The following is a 19,384-nucleotide window of genomic DNA, read 5'->3' as shown; positions in this document are numbered from 1 at the left end:
CCGCCGACGGCCCCCGGCCCGCCGGCGACCGCCCCGCCCCCGCGGCGAGCGGCCCACCGTGCCGGCGCCTGGACCACACTGGCGCCATGACAGTTGACGCTCTGACGGATGTCGCCGGCGTGCGGGTGGGACACGCGACACACACCGGCGGCGGCCGGCTCACCGGCACGACGGTCGTGCTCGCCCCGGAGGGCGGGGCCGTCGCCGCCGTGGACGTGCGCGGCGGCGGGCCCGGCACCAAGGAGACCGACGCCCTCGACCCGCGCAACCTCGTGCAGAAGGTCGAGGCGATCGTGCTGACCGGCGGCAGCGCCTACGGGCTCGACGCGGCGTCCGGGGTGATGGCCTGGCTGGAGGAGCGGGGGCGCGGGGTGCGCGTCGGGGCGGATCCGGCACACGTCGTGCCGGTGGTGCCCGCCGCCTGCGTCTTCGACCTGGGCCGCGGCGGCGACTTCCGGGCCCGCCCGGACGCGGCCACCGGACGGAGCGCGGTCGAGGCGGCCGCGGCGAGCGGCCCCGGGGCGCCGGTCCCCCAGGGGTGCGTGGGCGCCGGTACGGGAGCCGTGGCCGGGGCCCTGAAGGGCGGGGTCGGCAGCGCGAGCGCCGTCCTCGACTCGGGGATCACGGTGGCCGCGCTGGTGGTGGCCAACGCCGCGGGATCGGTGGTGGACCCGGAGACGGGCGTGCTGTACGGGGAGTTGTTCCAGGGGCGGGTGCGCCGTCCGGAGGCGCACGTCCACGAGGCCGCGCGCCGGCGTCTCGCCGAGGCCGCCGCGCGGAACGCGCCGCCTCCGCTCAACACCACGCTCGCGGTGGTCGCCACCGACGCGGACCTGTCGAAGGCACAGGCGCGGAAGGTGGCCGGCACGGCGCACGACGGCATCGCGCGGGCCGTGCGGCCGGTGCACCTCCTCAACGACGGGGACACCGTCTTCGCGCTGGCGACCGGGCAGCGCCCGCTCGCCGCCGACAGCCCCCTCGCCCTCAACGAGATCCTCGCGGCCGGGGCGGACCTGGTGACCCGCGCAATCGTCCGCGCGGTGCGCGCCGCCGAGCCGGTGGACGGGCCGGGCGGAGCGTGGCCGTCGTACGAGGAGCTGTACGGAAGCCCCTGACGAGGATTGTCCTGATCCTGTCACGCGATGCCGCCCACGGCCGCCGGCGGACCACCGCCCCGTTCGGCCGACTGCTGTTTGAGCAGGAGTTTTTGAGGAATCCTCGGGTCGTACGGGAATGTTCCGCGTGGCCCGGGCGTTATCCATGCGGACATTTTCTCGGTTCCCGGACACGATGTCCGACCGAGGGGCTACGGTATGCACCCACTAGGTGACATGCAGCAACGCCGGGAGAAACCTTGAGCGTTCCGTACGAGACGGCAGCGTACGAACCCCACGACTCGCCCGAGTCTCCGGAGGAGCACCTCGCGCGACTCCTTGGCCGTGCCCTGAACTCCTTCGAACTGCCCGACGAGACGATAAGGCGGCTGGACTGCGCGCTGGCGTACGACAGCTCGCTGCACTCGGCGCACCACAGCGCGGGCCTGCACCGGGAGACGTACCGGCACACCTGGCTGCTCGCCGACGGCTCGGCGCTCACCCTGTGGGAGCTGGTCCACAACACCGCGCCGGGCAGCGAGCCGCAGCACGAGGTGTACACCGACGAGGAGGAGCTGCGCGCCGCCACGGGCCAGCTGCCGCTGCCGCCGGACGCGCCCGACTTCGAACTGCCGGTGACGGTGCAGCTGTCGCCGGTCCTCGTGCCGCGCCACGCCTACCTCCCCGACGACTCGGCGGACCACGCCCGCCGGTTACTGCGCCGGGCGGAGAACCCCGACCGGCCGGGCGCCGACACGGCCGCGCTGCTGACCACGGCGTTCGCGCACCAGATCACCCAGGCCTTCGGCCGCCCGAGCCGCGCGGGGCGGGCCGGGGTGAGCTTCTCGCTCTACGAGCACGCGTTCCTGCTGCGCGACGGCAAGGAGGTCTCCCTCTGGGAGGTCGAGCACACCGCCACACCCGACGGGCGGCACATGTGCGAGGTGTACCTCACCGAGGACGCGGCCCGGGAGGCGATGGAGCGGCGGGCGGCGCAGGTGTCCTGAGCGCCGTCGCGCGGCACCGGGTGTCCTGAGCGCCGCCGGGCGGGGCTCCGTTCCCGGCCGGCCGCCGGGGATGACCCGACCGGGCGAAGCGCGGTGCCCGGTCCGCCGCGCGGCTCAGTCGCTCTCGCCGAGCCGCCGTACCAGGCCCGCGAAGGCGGCCCGTTCCGCCGGGGTCAGTTCGACCGCCTCCAGGTCGGGGCCCGTCCGCCGCTGCTCCGGGAGGGCGTCGAGGCGGGGCGCGGTGGGCCAGGAGGCCTCGGCCCGGCCGCGGCGCAGGACGCGCACCAGGCCGACCGCCCAGGCGCCGGCAGCCAGGGTCAGCAGGGCCGTGCCCGTCAGTCGCAGGATCGAGTCGCGCTCAGACATGGCCCCAGTACACAGCACGGTCCGGGACTTGTGCCCCGGACCGTGCTGATCGTGACCCATCTCGCAAATGGCGTGAACACCTCACAGAGGGACCAAAGGGACCGGGAGGCGCCTCACTCCGGCCGGGTGCTCACGCCGCCACCGGCTGCTTCGCCTCCGCCGCAGCCGCCGTTCCCGCGCCGGACTCCTCGGCCGCGGTGTCCGGCCGGGTCCCGCGCATGCCCTTCAGGACGATGACCAGACCCGCCGTGACCGCCGTGCCGGCCGCGATGGCCAGCAGGTAGAGGAACGGCCTGCCGATCAGGAAGGTGACCCAGACGCCGCCGTGCGGGGCGCGCAGGGTCGAGCCGAACGCCATGGTCAGGGCGCCGGTGACCGCGCCGCCCGCCATGGAGGCGGGGATGACCCGCAGGGGGTCGGCGGCGGCGAACGGGATCGCGCCCTCGGAGATGAAGGACGCGCCGAGCACCCAGGCCGCCTTGCCGTTCTCGCGCTCGGCGGGGGTGAACAGCTTCCTGCGCACCGTGGTGGCCAGGGCCATGCCCAGCGGGGGGACCATGCCGGCGGCCATCACCGCGGCCATGATCTTCATCGCCGAGTCGCCGGGGTCGGCGACCGAGATGCCGGCCGTGGCGAAGGTGTAGGCGACCTTGTTGACCGGGCCGCCGAGGTCGAAGCACATCATCAGGCCGAGCAGCACTCCGAGCAGGACGGCGTTGGTGCCCGACAGGCCGCCGAGCCAGTCGGTCAGGCCCTTCTGCACCTCGGAGATCGGCTTGCCGACGACGACGAACATCAGGAACCCGACGACCGCCGAGGACACCAGCGGGATCACCACCACCGGCATGATGCCGCGCAGCACCGGCGGGACGGGGATCCGCTGGATCGCGAGGACCACGCCGCCGGCGATCAGGCCGGCCACCAGACCGCCGAGGAAGCCCGCGCCGATCGACACGGAGAGGGCGCCGCCGACGAAGCCGGGCACCAGACCGGGCCGGTCGGCCATGCCGTAGGCGATGTATCCGGCGAGGACGGGGACGAGGAAGCCGAAGGCCGCCGCGCCGATCTGGAACAGCAGCGCGCCCCAGCTGTCGGCCTGGCCCCAGTCGAAGTGCTCGGTGACCGGCTTGGCCTCGTTGATCCGGTAGCCGCCGATCGCGAAGCCGAGGGCGATCAGCAGACCGCCCGCCGCGACGAACGGGACCATGTAGCTCACGCCGGACATCAGCCACTTGCGCAGCTTGGTGCCGTAGCCCTCGCCGGGCCCGCCCGCCCGCTCGACGGGGGTGGCGCCGGGCCCGGCCGCGGCCGTGACCTCGCCCCGCGCGGCCTTGGCGCGGACCTCGGCGATCAGTTCGGCGGGCCGGTTGACGGCCGCCTTCACCCCGGTGTCCACGGTGGGCTTCCCGGCGAAACGGTCCTTCTCCCGTACGGCGACGTCGTGCGCGAGGATCACGCCGTCCGCCGCCGCGATCACGGCCGGGTCGAGCCGGGTGAAGCCGGCCGAGCCCTGCGTCTCGACGACGATCTCGACGCCCGCCTCGCGGCCGGCGTTCTCCAGCGACTCGGCCGCCATGTAGGTGTGGGCGATGCCGGTCGGGCAGGAGGTCACGGCGACGATGCGGAACGGGCGCTCGGTCTCCGGCGCCCGCGCGGGGGCCGTGGCGCCGGCGGAAGAGGCCGCTTCCGCCGGCGCCACGGGGTCCTCGGAACCCGCCGGTGCGGGCCGGTCACCGGCCTGCGCGGGATCGTCCCCGGTCCCTGCCGGTCCGTTTCCGGGCGGCGCGGGGCGGTCTCCCCGGATCAGGGCCGCCGCGGACGCCGCGTCCGCCGCCGCCCTGAGCGCGTCGGTGAACTCGGTGTTCATCAGCTGCCGGGCCAGCGACGACAGGATCGTCAGGTGGGCGTCGTCGGCCCCGGCCGGCGCGGCGATCAGGAAGATCAGGTCGGCGGGTCCGTCCGCCGCGCCGAAGTCGACGCCGTGCGCGCTGCGGCCGAAGGCGAGCGTGGGTTCGGTGACGTGCGCGCTGCGGCAGTGCGGGATGCCGATGCCGCCGTCGAGGCCGGTGGGCATCTGCGCCTCGCGGGCGGCCACGTCGGCGAGGAAGCCCTCCAGGTCGGTCACCCGGCCCAGGGCCACCATGCGCTCGGCGAGGGCACGCGCCGCCGCTTCCTTGGTGTCGGCGGACAGGTCGAGATCGACCAGGTCCGCGGTGATCATGTCGCTCATCGCGGGCTCCTTCGCACGCGTATCGCCCGGCACGTGGGGTGGGCGGAAGAGGGGACGGGGGTGCGGTGGGGGGTGGGGCGGGCGGGACCGGGCAGACCCCGCGTCCCGGGGGCGGCAGAGCGGCTCAAGGCGGCCTGCCGCCCGTCGGCGGCGGGTGACGGGGCGCCCCGCCGTGTCCGGGCCGGGGCGTGCGACGCGGGGTGCGTCATGGCACCGGCTCCTTCAGCGCGCGGTCCACCGGGACCTGTGAGGTGACCGTCACCGCGGCCGGGTCCAGGTCGCCCGGCGCCGGCATGACGCTGCCGGGCAGCCGGACCGCCGCCGCGCCGTGCGCGAGAGCCGAGGCGAGCGCCTGCGGTCCGCGTCCGCCGGCGATCAGGAATCCGGCGAGGGAGGAGTCGCCGGCCCCGACATTGCTGCGGACGGCGTCCACGCGCGCGGTGCCGAACCAGGCGCCGGCGTCGTCCACGAGCAGCTGCCCGTCGGCGCCCAGGCTGGCGAGCACGGCCCGCGCGCCCATTGCGCGCAGCTCCTCGGCGGCCTTCAGCGCGTCGCCGACGGTGGCCAGGGGGCGTCCGACCGCCTCCGCGAGCTCCTCGGCGTTCGGCTTCACCACGTCGGGCCGCTCGCGCAGCGCCCGGAGCAGCGCGGGTCCGGAGGTGTCCAGCGCGATGCGTACGCCGGCGGCGTGCGCCCGGGCGACCAGCTCGGCGTACCAGGACGGGGCGAGCCCGCGCGGCAGGCTGCCGCAGCAGGCGATCCAGTCGGCGCCCCGCGACTGGCGCCGCACGGTCTCCAGCAGCAGCTCCTGCTCGGCCGGCGACAGCTGCGGACCCGGCGCGTTGATCTTCGTCAGGATGCCGTCCGCCTCCGCGAGCGCGATGTTGGAGCGGGTGGCCCCGGCGACCGGGACCGGCGCGACCTCGATGCCCTGCGCGTCGAGCAGATCGGCGACGAGCGCGCCCGGCGCCCCGCCCAGGGGCAGTACGGCAACCGTGCGCCGCCCCGCCGCGGCGACCGCGCGCGAGACGTTCACGCCCTTGCCGCCCGGGTCCATGCGCTCGCCGGTGGCGCGGACGACCTCGCCGCGGTCGAGGGAGGGGACCTCGTAGGTGCGGTCCAGGGACGGGTTCGGGGTGACGGTGAGGATCATGCGCGTACCACTTCCGTGCCGCCGCGCTCGATGGCGACGGTGTCCTCGGGGCTCAGCCCGCCGTCGGTGATCAGCAGGTCCACGTCGCCCAGGTCGCCGAAGCGGGCGAAGTGCTCCTGGCCGTGCTTGGCGGAGTCGGCGAGCAGCACCACGCGGCGGGCGGCGGCCACGGCCGCGCGTTTGACGGCGGCCTCGGCGAGGTCGGGGGTGGTCAGACCGTGCTCGGGGGAGAAGCCGTTGGCGGCGACGAACAGGACGTCGGCGCGGATCTCGCCGTACGCGCGCAGCGCCCAGGCGTCCACGGCGGCACGCGTGCGGTGCCGTACGCGCCCCCCGACGAGGTGGAGCTGGATGCCGGGGTGGTCCGCGAGGCGGGCGGCGATGGGCAGGCTGTGCGTGACGACGGTGAGCGAGGCCTCCAGCGGCAGGGCGGCGGCGAGGCGGGCCACCGTCGTGCCGGCGTCGAGGATCACCGTGCCCTCGGCCGGCAGTTCCGCCAGGGCGGCCTTGGCGATGCGGTCCTTCTCGTCGGCGGCCGTCGACTCCCGTTCGGCGAGGTCCGGCTCGAAGTCGAGGCGCCCCACCGGGATGGCGCCGCCGTGCACCCGGCGGACCAGGCCGGCGCGGTCGAGGGCCTTCAGGTCGCGGCGGATCGTCTCCGCCGTCACCTGGAGTTCCTCGGCGAGCGACACCACGTCCACCCGGCCGCTGTCCCGGGCGAGCCGGAGGATCTCCTGCTGCCGCTCCGGTGCGTACATGTCCGTTCGCCTCCGACTCTGCCCGAACGTGTGGTTTCAGGCGGGAGGCTACGTCGGGATGCCCGGAAAGTAAACAGGTTCGGGCTCAATCGGAAATCAAACAGACGTGACCGGGCTTTCGCTTCCGTGGCGGCGTACGGAAGAAGGGGCCCGGCACCTGAGGTGCCGGGCCCCTTCCACGACCGGACGGCCCCACGACCGGCCGCCCCCGACCGGCCGGCCCCAAGGCCGGTCCGGGACCTCAGGGGACGAGCTCGGGCTCCCTGTCCGCCGCCCGGACGTCGTCCCGCCCGGCCCCCTCCAGGTGCTGCGCGGGCCGCTTCGGCAGGGCGAACATCAGCAGGAAGATCACGCCCAGCACCGCGGCGACCCACCCCAGCGCGTGCTGGAAGGCGTCCACGAAGGCCGGGCCCACCTCGGCGGGGCGCAGGTGGTCGCCGATCACCCCGAAGAACACCACCGACACCAGCCCGAGCCCAAGCGCGTGGCCCATCTGCTGCACCGTGTTGATGAGCCCGGAGGCCGAACCGGCGTGCGCACGCGGCACCCCGGACAGGATCGCGTCCGTCAGCGGGGCGACGATCAGGCCCATGCCGGTACCCATGACGACCAGCGGGAGCGCCATCTGCCAGGGGGTGACGGCCGCCCCGTACCGCTCGGACTCCCAGATGTAGAGCAGGACCCCGGCGGCCAGCAGCAGCGCGCCCGTCTGGAGCACCTTGCGCCCGAAACGCGGCACCAGCTTCTGCACCGACATCCCCGCCGCGGCCGACACGGCGACCGAGAAGGGCACGCCGGTCAGCCCGGCCTTCAGCGGACCCCAGCCGAGGCCCACCTGCATGTACAGCGTCCACACCAGGAAGAACACGCCGAGTGCGAGCCCGAAGACGGTCTGGACGGCGATACCGGCCGCGAAGCTCTTCACCCGGAACAGCGACAGCTCGATCAGCGGGGAGCCGTCCCGCGCGCCCTTGCGCCGCTCGTACGCCACCAGCGCCGCGAAGACGGCCGGCGCGCCGGCCATCGAGAGGTAACCCCACAGCGGCCAGCCCAGCTCACGGCCGCGGGTGAGCGGGTAGAGCAGCATCAGCAGGCCCAGGGTCACCAGGAGGACGCCCACCAGGTCCAGTTTCAGGGCCCGCGGCGCCTTGGACTCGGTGATGAAGCGGCTGCCGAGGACCAGGCCCGCGACGCCGACCGGCAGGTTGATCAGGAAGATCGGGCGCCATGCGAGTCCGAAGAGGTCGCCCTCGGTCAGCAGCGCGCCGAGCAGCGGACCGGAGACCGCGCCCAGGCCGACGATCGCGCCGAACAGCCCGAAGACCTTGCCGCGTTCGTGCGCCGGGAAGGTCGCGTGCACGATCGACAGCACCTGCGGCACCATCAGCGCCGCCATGGCGCCCTGCAGGATGCGGGAGGCGACCAGCATCTCCGGGTTCACGGCCAGGCCGCACAGCGCGGAGGCGAGGGTGAAGCCGCCCATGCCGACCAGGAACACCCGCTTGCGGCCGTGGATGTCGCCGAGCCGCCCGCCGGTGACGAGCCCGGCGGCGAAGGCGAGCGCGTAACCCGCCGTGATCCACTGGATCTGGCTGAAGGAGGCGCCCTCGTCGCGCTGGATCGACGGGACGGCGATGTTGACGATCGTGACGTCGACCAGATCCATGAAGGCCGCGGTCATCACGATGGCGAGGGCGAACCAGCGGCGGCGGTCCGGCACCTCGCCGGGCTTGCTCATGAGGGTCTCGGTGGAGGTCATGTCCCGAAACTAGAACCCCATTAGGTCAGATCATGTCCTCGTGCTCCGGCATCCTGGGACGCATGACGACGGACACCCCGGCCCGGATCCTCCAGTTGCTCTCCCTCCTCCAGACGCCCCGCGAATGGCCCGGCGGCGAGCTCGCCGACCGGCTCGGGGTCTCCCGGCGCACGGTCCGGCGGGACATCGACCGGCTGCGCGAGCTGGGCTATCCCGTGCAGGCGACCAAGGGGTCCGACGGCGGCTACCGGCTGGTCGCGGGCAAGGCCATGCCCCCGCTCGTCCTCGACGACGAGGAGGCGGTGGCGATCGCGGTCGGGCTGCGCGCCGGGGCGGGCCACGCCGTGGAGGGCGTCGACGAGGCGTCGGTACGGGCCCTGGCGAAGCTGGAGCAGGTGCTGCCCGGCCGGCTGCGCCACCGCGTGACCACCCTGCAGGCCGCGACCACTCCCCTGACCAGCGGCGACGGGCCGAGCATCGCGCCCGAGACGCTGACCGTCATGGCGTCGGCGGTGGCCGGGCGGGAGCGGCTGCGGTTCTCCTACCGCGCCGCCGACGGCACCGAGTCGCGGCGCGAGACCGAGCCGTACCGGCTGGTGTCGACCGGGCGGCGCTGGTACCTCGTCGCCTACGACCTCGGCCGTTCCGACTGGCGCACGTTCCGCGTGGACCGGGTCGGCGCCCCCTTCGCGACGGGGGCACGGTTCACCCCGCGCGAGCTGCCGACGGGAAGCGCCGCGGAGTACCTGCGCCGGTCGATGCAGCGCCGGCAGGAGACGTACGACGTCACCGTCGCCTTCGCCGCCCCCGCCGACGCCGTCGCCGCGCGCCTGCCCGGCTGGCTCGGTCCCCCCGAGCCGGTCGACGAGCGCAGTTGCCTCCTGCGGGCCAGGACGACGGAGAACATGGAGTGGCTGGCGGTCCGGCTGGCGATGCTGGGGTTCGACTTCACGGTACGGGAGCCGGAGGAACTCGTGCGGTGTGCCAGGGAGTTGGGGGCTCGGCTGAGCCGGGCGGCAAAGGACGGCGGAGCGTGACGTGAAGCCGCCCGGCGCTGCGGCCGGGGAGGGCGCGCGGTCCCGTCACGGGGCGCCGCGCCCACGCGTCGGGGGACCGGACGGAGCAAGCCCGGCTGCGGCTTGTCGGTTCATTGTCAAGGCTGTCCCTTATGGAGAAGACTCCCAGGGTGATCGTGGAGCCGCCGGACGGCCGGGGCCTTCGCGCAGTCAGTGTGGGCGGCAGGACCGTGGGCAGCGCCTGGTCGCCGCGCGGACTGCGCAAGGTCCTCGGCAGGCTCGGACACCCGCAGGACACGGATCTCGAGGACCGGAGAGTGATCGTCTGGCGCGGGGCCGGCAGCGGGGTCTGGCCCGACCGCAGAGGGAGAAGGCGCACGGCCGCGGCGCTCATGACGGCGGGTCTCGTCGGATCCATGATCCTGCTCGTCGTCGTCGGGTCACCGGACGCCCTGGGGGCGCTGACCTTCGCACAGCGCCTCACCGGATCCCTCTTCGTCCTGGCGGGCGCCGTGCAGGGCATGGCGGCGCTGGCGGCTCTCGACCACTGGGGAAAACGGCAGTTCAGGTATTCAGGAGCCGTTGTCCTGATCGGGGTGCTGATCACCCTGGCCACGGAAAGCCTCTTCCTGTTCGTGTGGCTCCAGGAAAGGGAACCGACGCCTTACCTGCCGTCCTACCTGCTGCTCCTGGCATGGTCCCTGTGGGCCCTCTTCCTGCTGCTGCGGGAGCAGGTGTGGACGGTGGTCCCCCACCCCAGGGGATTCGCGGCCGGAGTGGCCCTCTCCGGACTGCTGGCCGTCACCAACTTCACCTATTCGGCCGTGTACCAGCCCGCCTCGGCCCCGTTCTACATCGCTCTCGCGGCACGGTTCGGCACTCCTCGCGCCGACCCCGTGCGCCCCTTCCTGCACATCCCGCTGACATTTCGGGTGGAGAACACCGGAAAGGTTCCGGCGTACATCATCGGGGACAACTACCTGGTCCAGGGGCGTCTGGCCGAGTACTCGGCCAGCGACAGGGAGCTGAAGGAGTGGAGGGAGGCGATGGAAGAAGGACGCGACGCGGAACTCCACGTCGCCCAGGTCAGCCACCGGACGATAAGCACCGGACAGTTCACCGGTCCGGGCTACTGGCTGCATCCGGGAGAGGAGCACACCAAGGAGAAGATCATCCAGATCCCGAAGAGCGTCGAATACGACCTGCTGGAAGCCGAGTTGGACATCGTGGTCATGAGGATGGACCGCGGAAGGATCGACCTCGCGGAACTACAGCAGGCGCACCCCTCCTGGCGGAAGGATCAGGGACGGTTCTACTGCGAACCCGAAAGATGCAGCGCGATGCTCATATACGAAGGCGAGGTGCGCCACAACAACAACATCATCAACGTCACGCGCAACCCCCGGTACGTGACGGTGGCCCGGTTCGGCTCGCCGGAGGAATCGGACTACGAATGCATCATCTCGTCCTACCGATTCGACCCCAGAAGCAATCCCGACCTGAAGGAATTGCAGAGGGAGAGCGAGAGGGAAGCGAATCGGTACGGCGTTGAGCAACGCATCGTTTCGACGAGGGTACCGGTCGCGGCGTTGTCACCCCCTTCCGGAAGTTGATTCCTGAACCGGTGCCTGTCCGTGGTCGGTGGCGTCTGCCGTGCACGCCGTACGCCGGGTTGCGGGATGCACCCAGGGGAACGAGAGTTTTCTCATAGCGTATGCGCACCGTTGAGCAATGGATCTCCGGTGATCCGGGCCCGGCCGTCGGGCCTTGGCGGGCAATGCCTGCGAGGGCGAATCCGCACATCGCACAGTGCTCCCTGGACGCGTCATGACCAAAACCGCCCGGCGACGGGTCTCCCGGCTTTCCGGCTGCACGTCCTGCCTGGCCGCGGCGCTCGTGCTGACGGCGGGCGCGACCGGTTCCGTGACCGCGTCCCAGGCGGCCCGAGCCGCGACTGTGGTGCCGGCCCGGCCTCCCGGCTCTCCGACGCCGGAACCCGACACCTCACCGACCGGTGTTCCGGAACCCGGTACGTCGGAGCCGGGCACGCCCTCGGGGTCCGACACACCAGGCGGATCCGACACACCAGGCGGATCCGGCACCCCGGACGGGTCCGACACCCCGGGCGGGTCCGACACGCCGCCCGGATCCGGCACACCGGACCGGCCCGGCACATCGAGCGAGACCGGCACGCCGACCGGTCCGGCGGGTCTGCCGACCGCCCCCGCGGAGAGAGCGAAGGCGCTGGAGGCGCGCACGGCCGGGCTGAACGTGCCGGAGGAGGTGAAGGAGGAGGTCGAACAGGGGCTGACCGGGCTGCTGGAGATGATCCGGGATTCAAAGACACCGCCCGAGGAACGGGCCGCCTACTCCAGGATCCTGGGCCGGCTCACCGACACGCTGAAGACGGCCCAGGACCCGGGGACACCCCCCGGGGAACGGGCCACCTACACGAAGATCGTGGAAGGGACGACCGAGACGCTGCGGACGATCCAGGATCCCAGGACGCCGGACGGGCAACGGGCCGCCTGCACGAGGATCGCGGCGGGGACGGCCGAAGCACTGGGGGCGCTCCAGGACCCCGGGACGCCGCCCGAGCAGCGGGCCGTCTCCGCGCGGATCGTGGCAGGGATCACCGGGGGATTCGGGCTGCTCACGAACCCGGAGGCCCCGAAAGGGCTCCTGGCTTTCAACGCGGAGACCGACGAGAAGGACGTCAGGACCCTGAATCACCTCCACAGGTCCCAGGCTCCGAAGGAGGATTTCCAGCAGTTCGCGAGAGCCAGGGAGGAGATTTCACTCGGCAAGCAGATCAGCAGCCGTCCGGGAACTCCGCAGAAGCTGCGGGAAGAAATCCGGAGGACCGTGGCGCAGTTGAGCAGCACCCTGGTGAAGACGTATTCCCCATCGACGTCACAGGAAGATCGGGACAAGGGAAAGGAGACGGGAAGCCGCCTTTTTGAGGACCTCAGGAAGCAGAACAAGACACCATCGGACAAACCCCTTCTGGAGATCGTGAACAGGCCTTCCAGTTCCACGGTGAAGCCGGGGGAGATCCAGTCGTTCGTCATCAGGATCACCAATCACGGGCGCGCGGAAGCAACCGGTCTGACGGTCGAGGAGGGGTCCGCGGCGACGCCGGGCGGATCCGGGGGAGGCGTGATCCGTCCCGTGCTGGACGCGGAACTGCACGGGGAGACGGGCCACTCCGACGACTGCGGCATCACGGCAGGGGCCACCGTGGTGAACTGCCCCGCGGAGGGTGAGGCCCGGCTCGCACCGGGGAAGACGGTCAGGATCGTCATCCGGGCAGTGGTGAAGGCGTCGCAGGTGCCTTACGGGGAGAAGGAGGACGTCACCCGCGCGAAGTTCGACCAGGGCACACAGCAGGGCAGCGCCAGGTTCACGGTCGTCGAGCCCCCGAAGCTGTCCAGGAAGGACCTCGAGGACGAGCTGTACGCCACCCGCACATGCGCCGAGCACTTCCACTCGTCCGGCGTCTCGGGAGAGGCCCTGGCCGTCTTCACCAAGGTGATGGGCCGGGAACTCGCACGAGGCACGCCCCCCGCCCACGCCAGTTCCGAGGGCTACCGGGCTGCTCTCACCGCGGTCAGGCCCGAGGACGCGGTGTCCCTGGCGGAGATCCCCCTCTTCGATGTCTCCCTCCGGGACGCCGCGAAAGCCTTCACGTCGGCCGGGAATTGCGGCGACTTCGTCAACAAGGCCCTGTCGCTCAAGTGACCGCCTCGCCGTCGCTCAAGTGACCATCCCCCCGCGTCGCTCAGCTGACCGTCTCTCGCCGGATCATCGGCTCCCCCCACGGGAAGTCCCGCAGCGCTCCCAGATTCCGCAGGGCCCGTTCCGCCGGCCCGTCCGGTCCTTGTGCCGGGGCGTCCCCGGCAGCCCAGTCCTCCACCGCCACGCGGACGGCGGCGCTCGCGACGGCGGCGGCGAGGCGCAGGTCCGGGAACGCGGCGGCGTCCGCCCCGGGCGTCGGCGCGGCTTCCGGCGGACCGGCCCTCAGCCGGTCCGTCAGCACCTCCACCAGCAGGCGCTCGGAGCCCTGGCACACCTCCGCCCACACCTTCCGCAGGGACGGGTTCTCCACGGCCATCCGGACCAGGGCGCGGACCCATTCCCAGGAGGCCGCCGAGATGCCGGGGCCCGGGGTCAGCGTGTGCCGGACGGCGCTCTCCAGGGCCCGCGGCACGGACGCCTCCGCCGGGACGGTGCGCACGGCCTCCACCCAGCGCTGGGCACCCGCCGCGTAGAGGGGTGCCACCGCCTCCTCCTTGGTGGCGAAGTACCGGTAGAAGGTGCGCGGGGCGACTCCCGCGGCCTGGGCGATGTCCTCGGCGCGGGTGGCCCTCAGGCCGCGCCGTACGAAGAGTCCGGCCGCCGCGCGGGCGATCTCCATGCGGGTCTCGGCCTTCCGCCGTTCGGTCAGTGAGGGCGGAGGGATCGGGGTGGTGCTGCTCACGCCCGGCAGGCTATGCCGCTGTGGCAGAATCTGTCACCTGGCGGGCCACCCCGGGGTTCAGGTTCGGGGTGGCCCGCTCTCCAGGCATGTCCGTGGTGGCCCGCCCAGGCGTGAAAGAAGGAGCCGGGCTCCGGCGCCCGGGGGGGGAGGGGCGGCCGAAGCCCGGCTCGGGAAAGTCCCGGCGCCGGGGGGATGTGCGACGGGACGTGGCTCGGTGGGCGGAGCGGAGGGGGTCCGGCTCCGGGGACACGGCTCGACGGGCCCCGCTCGGCGGGTCCGCCGAATCGGTCCCGAAGGGGCGGCCCCGGCTCGAACTCCCGTGCCCTGGAGTCTTGTTCCCGGAGCCCTGTCACTTGAAGCGGCGTTCCACCGCCATGTTTGCGCGGTCTTTCGCCACCCGGCGTACGCGGTCCGCCGCCCGGCGGGCCCTGCGCGCCCGCCGCGGCCGGCTTCCCGGCCCGGGCCGGCGGCCGGCCTCGTCGGCCGTGCGGCGCCCGCGCGCCGGACCGCCTCAGGCCGCCGCGTCGAACCCGGTGTCCCGGGCCAGCTTCTTCAGCTCCAGCAGGGCGTGCTTCTCGATCTGCCGGATGCGCTCGCGCGTCAGGCCGTGCTCCTTGCCGACCTCGGTCAGCGTGCGCTCGCGGCCGTCCTCGATGCCGTACCGCATCTTGATGATGGACGCCGTGCGCCGGTCGAGGCGGCCGATGAGGTCGTCGAGCTCCTCGCTGCGCAGCAGCGTCAGCACCGACTGCTCCGGCGACACCGCGGAGGTGTCCTCCAGCAGGTCGCCGAACTGGGTCTCGCCCTCGTCGTCCACCGACATGTTCAGCGAGACCGGGTCGCGGGCCCAGTCGAGCACGTCGGTGATGCGCTCCGGCGTCGAGCCGAGCTCGGCGGCGATCTCCGCGGGCTCCGGGTCCCGGCCGTGCTCGCGGTTGAACTCGCGCTGTACGCGCCGGATCCGGCCCAGCTCCTCCACCAGGTGGACGGGCAGGCGGATGGTGCGCGACTGGTCGGCTATCGACCGCGTGATGGCCTGGCGGATCCACCAGGTCGCGTACGTGGAGAACTTGAAGCCCTTGCGGTAGTCGAACTTCTCGACCGCGCGCACCAGGCCGGCGTTGCCCTCCTGGATCAGGTCCAGCAGCGGCAGACCGCTGCGGGGGTAGCGGCGGGCGACGGCGACGACCAGGCGGAGGTTGGAGCGGATGAAGATGTCCTTGGCGCGCTCCCCCTCGGCGACCAGGGCCTCGAGCTCTTCGCGGCTGGCATCCGCCTTGGTCTCCTCGTAGCCGTCGAGGATCTGCTGCGCGAACACACCCGCCTCGATGATCTGCGACAGCTCGACTTCCTTGGCGGCGTCGAGCAGCGGTGTACGCGCGATTTCGTCGAGGTACATGCCGACCAGGTCGCGGTCGGCGATCTCGCCGCCATGGGCGCGAACACTGCTTGCCGCGTCGACCGTCTCGCCGGTGGCGGACTGACGACGGGCGACGGCACGGGTTGCCATGCGTGCTCCCTTGCGATGATGAGGTCAGCGGGTGGTCCTTCAGACGCTCGGCACCGTCCTCGGGTCCCTCCGGACTCTGGTCGAGTGCCCTGCATCCGTGGGAAACAACGACTGGAAACCGGACAGAATTCCCAACCCGCCCCTCGATTTTTCTGATCATGCAGTACCCTGTGCCGCCGCACGGCCGGGCGAGATGCCGCCGGAGCGCGCAGAGGTCCAGGTCAGGCCGGGAGCCGAGGACGGTTCCGGAGTACCCGGTCACCGCCGGACCCACTCCGAAGGTGAGACGTCGATCACACGCGGCACCGTTCCCCTCACTCCAAGGGAGTACGCCGCCCCGGCCGCCCTCCCACCCGGAAGACGGGCGGCGGCGGCCGATGGTTGCCACGGACACGCGCACGCAGCGGATGCGGACCCTGGACGCCGACCCCGGGTGCCCCGCCCGGATCCCACCCCGCGCCCGCCCGGGTCCCGCCCCGCGCCCGATCCGGGCCCCGCCCCCGCCCGGTCCCGCCCGCGCGGCTCGCGGGCCGCCACTCAGCCGAACTGCACCGACCGCTTCGCCAGCCCCATCCAGAACCCCTCGATCACCGACCGCTGCGCATCCAGCTCCCCGGTCGCGTCGGCGGCGCCCATGGCCACGAAGAGCGGGGCGAAGTGCTCGGTGCGCGGGTGGGCGAACCGGCCGGCCGGGGACTTGCGGGTGAAGTCGAGCAGCGCGTCGACGTCCCGGGCCTCCAGGGCCCGGCGGCCCCAGTCGTCGAACTCCGCCGACCACGCGGGGACGCCGCCCTGCCGCAGCGCGGCCAGATTGTGGGTGAAGAAGCCGGAACCGACGATCAGCACGCCCTCGTCGCGCAGCGGCGCCAGCTTGCGGCCGATCTCCATGAGCCCGGCCGGGTCGAGGGTCGGCAGGGAGATCTGCAGGACCGGGATGTCGGCGTCGGGGTACATCTCGACGAGCGGCACGTAGGCGCCGTGGTCCAGGCCGCGGTCCGGGATGTCCTGCACGGGTGTGCCCGGGGCGCGCAGCAGCTTGCGCACGGACGCGGCCAGCCCGGGCGCGCCGGGGGCCCCGTACGTGACGCGGTAGTAGTGCTCGGGGAAGCCCCAGAAGTCGTGGACGAGCGGGACCGTCTCGGTGGCGCCGAGGGCGAGCGGGGCCTCCTCCCAGTGGGCGGAGACCATGAGGATCGCCCTGGGGCGCGGCAGGGCGGCGGACCAGGCGGCGAGTTCGCCGGGCCAGACGGGGTCGTCGGCCAGCGGCGGGGCGCCGTGACTGAGGTACAGGGCGGGCATGCGCTCCCGGGTGGCGGCGGACATGGCGGCGGCTCCCTCCGGAACGGCGGATCACACGGAGCTTGAACCCTCAAGCTTCCTGAAAACCGACTGTACACCCCATTTGTTTAAATTTAAAGGACAGTGGTCGTAGAGTAGAGGCATGAAGGCACCTGCATCCGCCCCGGCCAAGGCATCGGCGACGACACCGCAGCCGGCATCGGCACCGCAGCCGGCACCGGCCGACGAACCCCGCTGGCTCACCGACGAGGAGCAGGGCGTCTGGCGTTCTTACATCGAGGCCACCACCCTCCTCGACGACCACCTCGACCGCCAGCTCCAGCGCGACGCGGGCATGCCGCACGTCTATTACGGCCTCCTGGTCCAGCTCGCCGAGTCCCCGCGGCGCCGGCTGCGGATGACGGAGCTGGCCATGCACGCGAAGATCACCCGCTCCCGGCTGTCCCACGCCGTCGCCCGGCTGGAGAAGAACGGCTGGGTCCGGCGCGAGGACTGCCCGTCCGACAAGCGCGGCCAGTTCGCGGTGCTGACCGACGAGGGCCACGACGTGCTCAGCCGCTCCGCGCCGGGCCATGTCGCCGCCGTGCGCCAGGCGGTCTTCGACCGGCTCACCCCCGAACAGCAGAAGTCCCTCGGCGAGATCATGCGGATCATCGCCGAGGGACTTCAGCCCAAGGAAGCGGGTGCGGACCTGCCCTGGCTCCGCTGACCGCTCATCGGCGGAGCCGGGGCAGGTCCGGGGAAGCCGTGCGGACGAGGCGTCCCCTCCTCCTCCGCACGACGGGCCCGGAACCCGCGGGACCAAGGCCGAAGGCCTTGACCGCACGGGGGGTCCGAAGGGGTGTCCCCGGGTCACGACGGGGTACGGCCGGGCCGCGCCGGCGACGCCGCCGGCGGGCGGCCCGGTGCCGTCCGTCAGTGGACGACCACCGGGACGGCCAGCTCCTCCTTCGCGCCCTCGCCGGAGCCGACCACGGTGGTGCCGCCCGGGCGGCCGGCGTTGACGAAGGTCAGGGCGATGGCCGAGGCCGCCACGAGGATGCCGACGGCGAACCAGATCGCGCTGGTGTAGCCCTGCACCATGCCCTCCAGCTGGACGAGCTGCTGCTGCGACCGGCTGGTGGCCCCGGCGATGTGGTCGGTGATGTAGGACGTGGTGGCCGAGGCGGCGATCGTGTTCAGCAGGGCCGTGCCGATCGCGCCGCCCACCTGCTGCGAGGTGTTGACCATCGCGGAGGCGACACCGGCGTCCCGCGGCTCGACGCCCTGGGTGGCCAGGGACATGGCCGGCATGAACGCCGTTCCCATGCCGAGGCCGAGCAGCAGCATCGCGGGCAGCAGCAGGGCGGTGTACGAGGAGTCGATCTCCAGCTGGGTCAGCAGCAGCATGCCGAGCGCGGCGACCAGGAAACCGGGGCCCATCAGCAGGCGCGGCGCGACCCGGGTCATCAGGCGGGTGCCGATCTGGGTGGAGCCGGTGATCATGCCCGCGATCATCGGCAGGAAGGCGAAGCCGGTCCTCACCGGCGAGTAGCCCTTCACGACCTGCAGGTAGTAGGTCAGGAAGAGGAACAGGCCGAACATCGCGATGATCGCCAGGCCCAGGGAGAGGTAGATCCCGCCGCGGTTGCGCTCGGTGATCACGCGCAGCGGCAGCAGCGGGGCCTTGACCTTGGCCTCGACGGCGACGAAGGCGGCGAGCAGCACCACCGACGCGACGAACATGGCCACGGTGACGGAGTCGCTCCAGCCGTCGGACTCGGCGCGGGTGAAGCCGTAGACCAGGGCGACCAGGCCGAGCGTGGACAGGATGACGCCGGGGATGTCGAGCGGCGAGCGGTTGCGGCCGCCCTCCGGCTCGCGGATGACGAACCAGGCGCCGGCCGCGGCGACCATGGCGAACGGGATGTTCACGAAGAACGTCCAGCGCCAGTCCAGGTACTCGGTGAGGAAACCGCCGAGGATCAGGCCGACGGCACCGCCGCCGCCGGCGATCGCGCCGTAGATGCCGAACGCCTTGGCGCGCTCCTTGGCGTCCGTGAACATCACGGCGAGCAGGGACAGCGCGGCGGGCGCGAGCAGGGCGCCGAAGACGCCCTGCAGGGCGCGGGAGCCGAACATCATCGCCTCGTTGGTGGCCGCGCCGCCCAGCGCGGAGGCGGCGGCGAAGCCGGCCAGGCCGAGGACGAAGGTGCGCTTGCGGCCCCACAGGTCGGCTATGCGTCCGCCGAACAGCAGCAGACCGCCGAAGGCGAGGGCGTAGGCCGTGACCACCCACTGGCGGTTGCCGTCGGAGATGCCGAGGTCCTGCTGGGCGGAGGGCAGGGCGATGTTCACGATGGTGGCGTCGAGGACGACCATGAGCTGCGCGAGCGCGATGAAGACGAGCGCTTTCCAGCGGTTGGCGTCCGGTGCGCCCAGGGCCTTCGAGGCTGTTTCAGACATGGGGGTACCCACTTCGGGACTTCGTGACGGAAAAAACGGGACTGGTGACAGAAAAGGTGATGAAAGTGACTAAAAGGCGAACGACTCGTCGTCGTTGACGGCCGGAAGCCCGGCGGGAGGGATGACCGGGGCGGTGCGCTGGACTAATCGGTCGGGTGGCCGGCGGGACGGCCGGTGGAGCGGTCGGGGGGGGGGGGCCCCCGCGGGCCCCCCCCCCCGGGCCCGGGGGGGGGGGGCGGGGCGGGGGGGGGGGCGCGCACGGGGCGG

15 protein-coding genes are annotated in these 19,384 nt (G+C 72.7%); 6 read left to right on the top strand and 9 right to left on the bottom strand.

Features of this window, described 5'->3' with window-relative positions; all coding sequences use genetic code 11:
* The first annotated feature begins 86 nt into the window (after window positions 1–86).
* Window positions 87–1,115: a P1 family peptidase gene (locus AB0L29_RS04505; protein ID WP_365823220.1), complete on the top strand. Its 1,029-nt coding sequence runs from the start codon at window positions 87–89 to the stop codon at window positions 1,113–1,115.
* Window positions 1,116–1,354: 239 nt separating this feature from the next.
* A complete protein-coding gene (locus AB0L29_RS04500; protein WP_365823218.1) occupies window positions 1,355–2,101 on the top strand; it encodes a DUF6227 family protein in 747 nt (248 codons plus the stop codon).
* 114 nt (window positions 2,102–2,215) lie between these two features.
* Here the strand turns inward: AB0L29_RS04500 and AB0L29_RS04495 are convergent, their stop codons facing one another.
* The 5 genes from AB0L29_RS04495 to AB0L29_RS04475 all read right to left on the bottom strand — a co-directional run bounded on the left by AB0L29_RS04495 (window position 2,216) and on the right by AB0L29_RS04475 (window position 8,367).
* Entirely contained in the window at window positions 2,216–2,467 is a 252-nt protein-coding gene (locus AB0L29_RS04495) for a hypothetical protein (RefSeq protein WP_365823216.1), read from the bottom strand.
* Window positions 2,468–2,597: 130 nt separating this feature from the next.
* Window positions 2,598–4,697 carry a fructose-specific PTS transporter subunit EIIC gene (locus AB0L29_RS04490; protein WP_365823214.1) on the bottom strand — a complete coding sequence of 700 codons (2,100 nt, stop codon included), beginning with the start codon at window positions 4,695–4,697 and terminating at the stop codon, window positions 2,598–2,600.
* A 205-nt stretch (window positions 4,698–4,902) separates the two neighbouring features.
* A complete protein-coding gene (gene pfkB, locus AB0L29_RS04485; RefSeq protein WP_365823213.1) occupies window positions 4,903–5,850 on the bottom strand; it encodes a 1-phosphofructokinase in 948 nt (315 codons plus the stop codon).
* Entirely contained in the window at window positions 5,847–6,608 is a 762-nt protein-coding gene (locus AB0L29_RS04480) for a DeoR/GlpR family DNA-binding transcription regulator (protein WP_365823212.1), read from the bottom strand. Before AB0L29_RS04480 ends, pfkB begins: the two co-directional genes overlap by 4 nt.
* A gap of 241 nt (window positions 6,609–6,849) precedes the next feature.
* A complete protein-coding gene (locus AB0L29_RS04475; protein WP_365823211.1) occupies window positions 6,850–8,367 on the bottom strand; it encodes an MFS transporter in 1,518 nt (505 codons plus the stop codon).
* A gap of 62 nt (window positions 8,368–8,429) precedes the next feature.
* Here AB0L29_RS04475 and AB0L29_RS04470 point away from each other — a divergent pair, with 62 nt between their 5' ends.
* From AB0L29_RS04470 to AB0L29_RS04460, 3 genes are all read left to right on the top strand, one after another.
* Window positions 8,430–9,404: a YafY family protein gene (locus AB0L29_RS04470; RefSeq protein WP_365823210.1), complete on the top strand. Its 975-nt coding sequence runs from the start codon at window positions 8,430–8,432 to the stop codon at window positions 9,402–9,404.
* Window positions 9,405–9,535: 131 nt separating this feature from the next.
* On the top strand, window positions 9,536–10,996 hold the full coding sequence (locus AB0L29_RS04465) for a hypothetical protein (RefSeq protein ID WP_365823208.1): 1,461 nt from the start codon (window positions 9,536–9,538) through the stop codon (window positions 10,994–10,996).
* A 670-nt stretch (window positions 10,997–11,666) separates the two neighbouring features.
* Window positions 11,667–13,124, top strand: a complete 1,458-nt coding sequence (locus AB0L29_RS04460; protein ID WP_365823206.1) for a hypothetical protein — start codon at window positions 11,667–11,669, stop codon at window positions 13,122–13,124.
* A gap of 40 nt (window positions 13,125–13,164) precedes the next feature.
* Here the strand turns inward: AB0L29_RS04460 and AB0L29_RS04455 are convergent, their stop codons facing one another.
* The 3 genes from AB0L29_RS04455 to AB0L29_RS04445 all read right to left on the bottom strand — a co-directional run bounded on the left by AB0L29_RS04455 (window position 13,165) and on the right by AB0L29_RS04445 (window position 16,696).
* Complete coding sequence (locus tag AB0L29_RS04455) at window positions 13,165–13,800, bottom strand: helix-turn-helix domain-containing protein (RefSeq protein ID WP_365823437.1); 636 nt, start codon at window positions 13,798–13,800, stop codon at window positions 13,165–13,167.
* A gap of 574 nt (window positions 13,801–14,374) precedes the next feature.
* Entirely contained in the window at window positions 14,375–15,373 is a 999-nt protein-coding gene (locus AB0L29_RS04450) for a sigma-70 family RNA polymerase sigma factor (RefSeq protein WP_365823204.1), read from the bottom strand.
* Between the two features lie 537 nt (window positions 15,374–15,910).
* Window positions 15,911–16,696: a class III extradiol ring-cleavage dioxygenase gene (locus AB0L29_RS04445; RefSeq protein WP_365823202.1), complete on the bottom strand. Its 786-nt coding sequence runs from the start codon at window positions 16,694–16,696 to the stop codon at window positions 15,911–15,913.
* A 118-nt stretch (window positions 16,697–16,814) separates the two neighbouring features.
* Between AB0L29_RS04445 and AB0L29_RS04440 the strand changes: the two genes are divergently transcribed.
* Window positions 16,815–17,381 (top strand): MarR family transcriptional regulator, encoded by a 567-nt coding sequence (locus AB0L29_RS04440; protein WP_365823200.1) that lies wholly within the window; start codon window positions 16,815–16,817, stop codon window positions 17,379–17,381.
* Window positions 17,382–17,587: 206 nt separating this feature from the next.
* Here AB0L29_RS04440 and AB0L29_RS04435 read toward each other — a convergent pair whose 3' ends face one another.
* A complete protein-coding gene (locus AB0L29_RS04435) occupies window positions 17,588–19,117 on the bottom strand; it encodes an MFS transporter (protein ID WP_365823198.1) in 1,530 nt (509 codons plus the stop codon).
* Between the last annotated feature and the right edge of the window lie 267 nt (window positions 19,118–19,384).

The organism is Streptomyces sp. NPDC052701, assembly GCF_040678355.1.
Classification (GTDB): domain Bacteria; phylum Actinomycetota; class Actinomycetes; order Streptomycetales; family Streptomycetaceae; genus Streptomyces.
Note: the sequence above shows the minus strand (reverse complement) of the source record. Positions and strands in the feature narration are given on the sequence as shown.

Excerpts from the sequence above, each read along its gene's own strand:
- AB0L29_RS04505 (WP_365823220.1), top strand. The coding sequence starts at position 87 with ATGACAGTTGACGCTCTGACGGATGTCGCCGGCGTGCGGGTGGGACAC.
- pfkB (WP_365823213.1), bottom strand. The coding sequence starts at position 5,850 with ATGATCCTCACCGTCACCCCGAACCCGTCCCTGGACCGCACCTACGAG.
- AB0L29_RS04495 (WP_365823216.1), bottom strand. The coding sequence starts at position 2,467 with ATGTCTGAGCGCGACTCGATCCTGCGACTGACGGGCACGGCCCTGCTG.
- AB0L29_RS04480 (WP_365823212.1), bottom strand. The coding sequence starts at position 6,608 with ATGTACGCACCGGAGCGGCAGCAGGAGATCCTCCGGCTCGCCCGGGAC.
- AB0L29_RS04450 (WP_365823204.1), bottom strand. The coding sequence starts at position 15,373 with ATGGCAACCCGTGCCGTCGCCCGTCGTCAGTCCGCCACCGGCGAGACG.
- AB0L29_RS04455 (WP_365823437.1), bottom strand. The coding sequence starts at position 13,800 with ATGGAGATCGCCCGCGCGGCGGCCGGACTCTTCGTACGGCGCGGCCTG.
- AB0L29_RS04465 (WP_365823208.1), top strand. The coding sequence starts at position 9,536 with ATGGAGAAGACTCCCAGGGTGATCGTGGAGCCGCCGGACGGCCGGGGC.
- AB0L29_RS04475 (WP_365823211.1), bottom strand. The coding sequence starts at position 8,367 with ATGACCTCCACCGAGACCCTCATGAGCAAGCCCGGCGAGGTGCCGGAC.
- AB0L29_RS04490 (WP_365823214.1), bottom strand. The coding sequence starts at position 4,697 with ATGAGCGACATGATCACCGCGGACCTGGTCGATCTCGACCTGTCCGCC.
- AB0L29_RS04435 (WP_365823198.1), bottom strand. The coding sequence starts at position 19,117 with ATGTCTGAAACAGCCTCGAAGGCCCTGGGCGCACCGGACGCCAACCGC.
- AB0L29_RS04445 (WP_365823202.1), bottom strand. The coding sequence starts at position 16,696 with ATGTCCGCCGCCACCCGGGAGCGCATGCCCGCCCTGTACCTCAGTCAC.
- AB0L29_RS04470 (WP_365823210.1), top strand. The coding sequence starts at position 8,430 with ATGACGACGGACACCCCGGCCCGGATCCTCCAGTTGCTCTCCCTCCTC.
- AB0L29_RS04440 (WP_365823200.1), top strand. The coding sequence starts at position 16,815 with ATGAAGGCACCTGCATCCGCCCCGGCCAAGGCATCGGCGACGACACCG.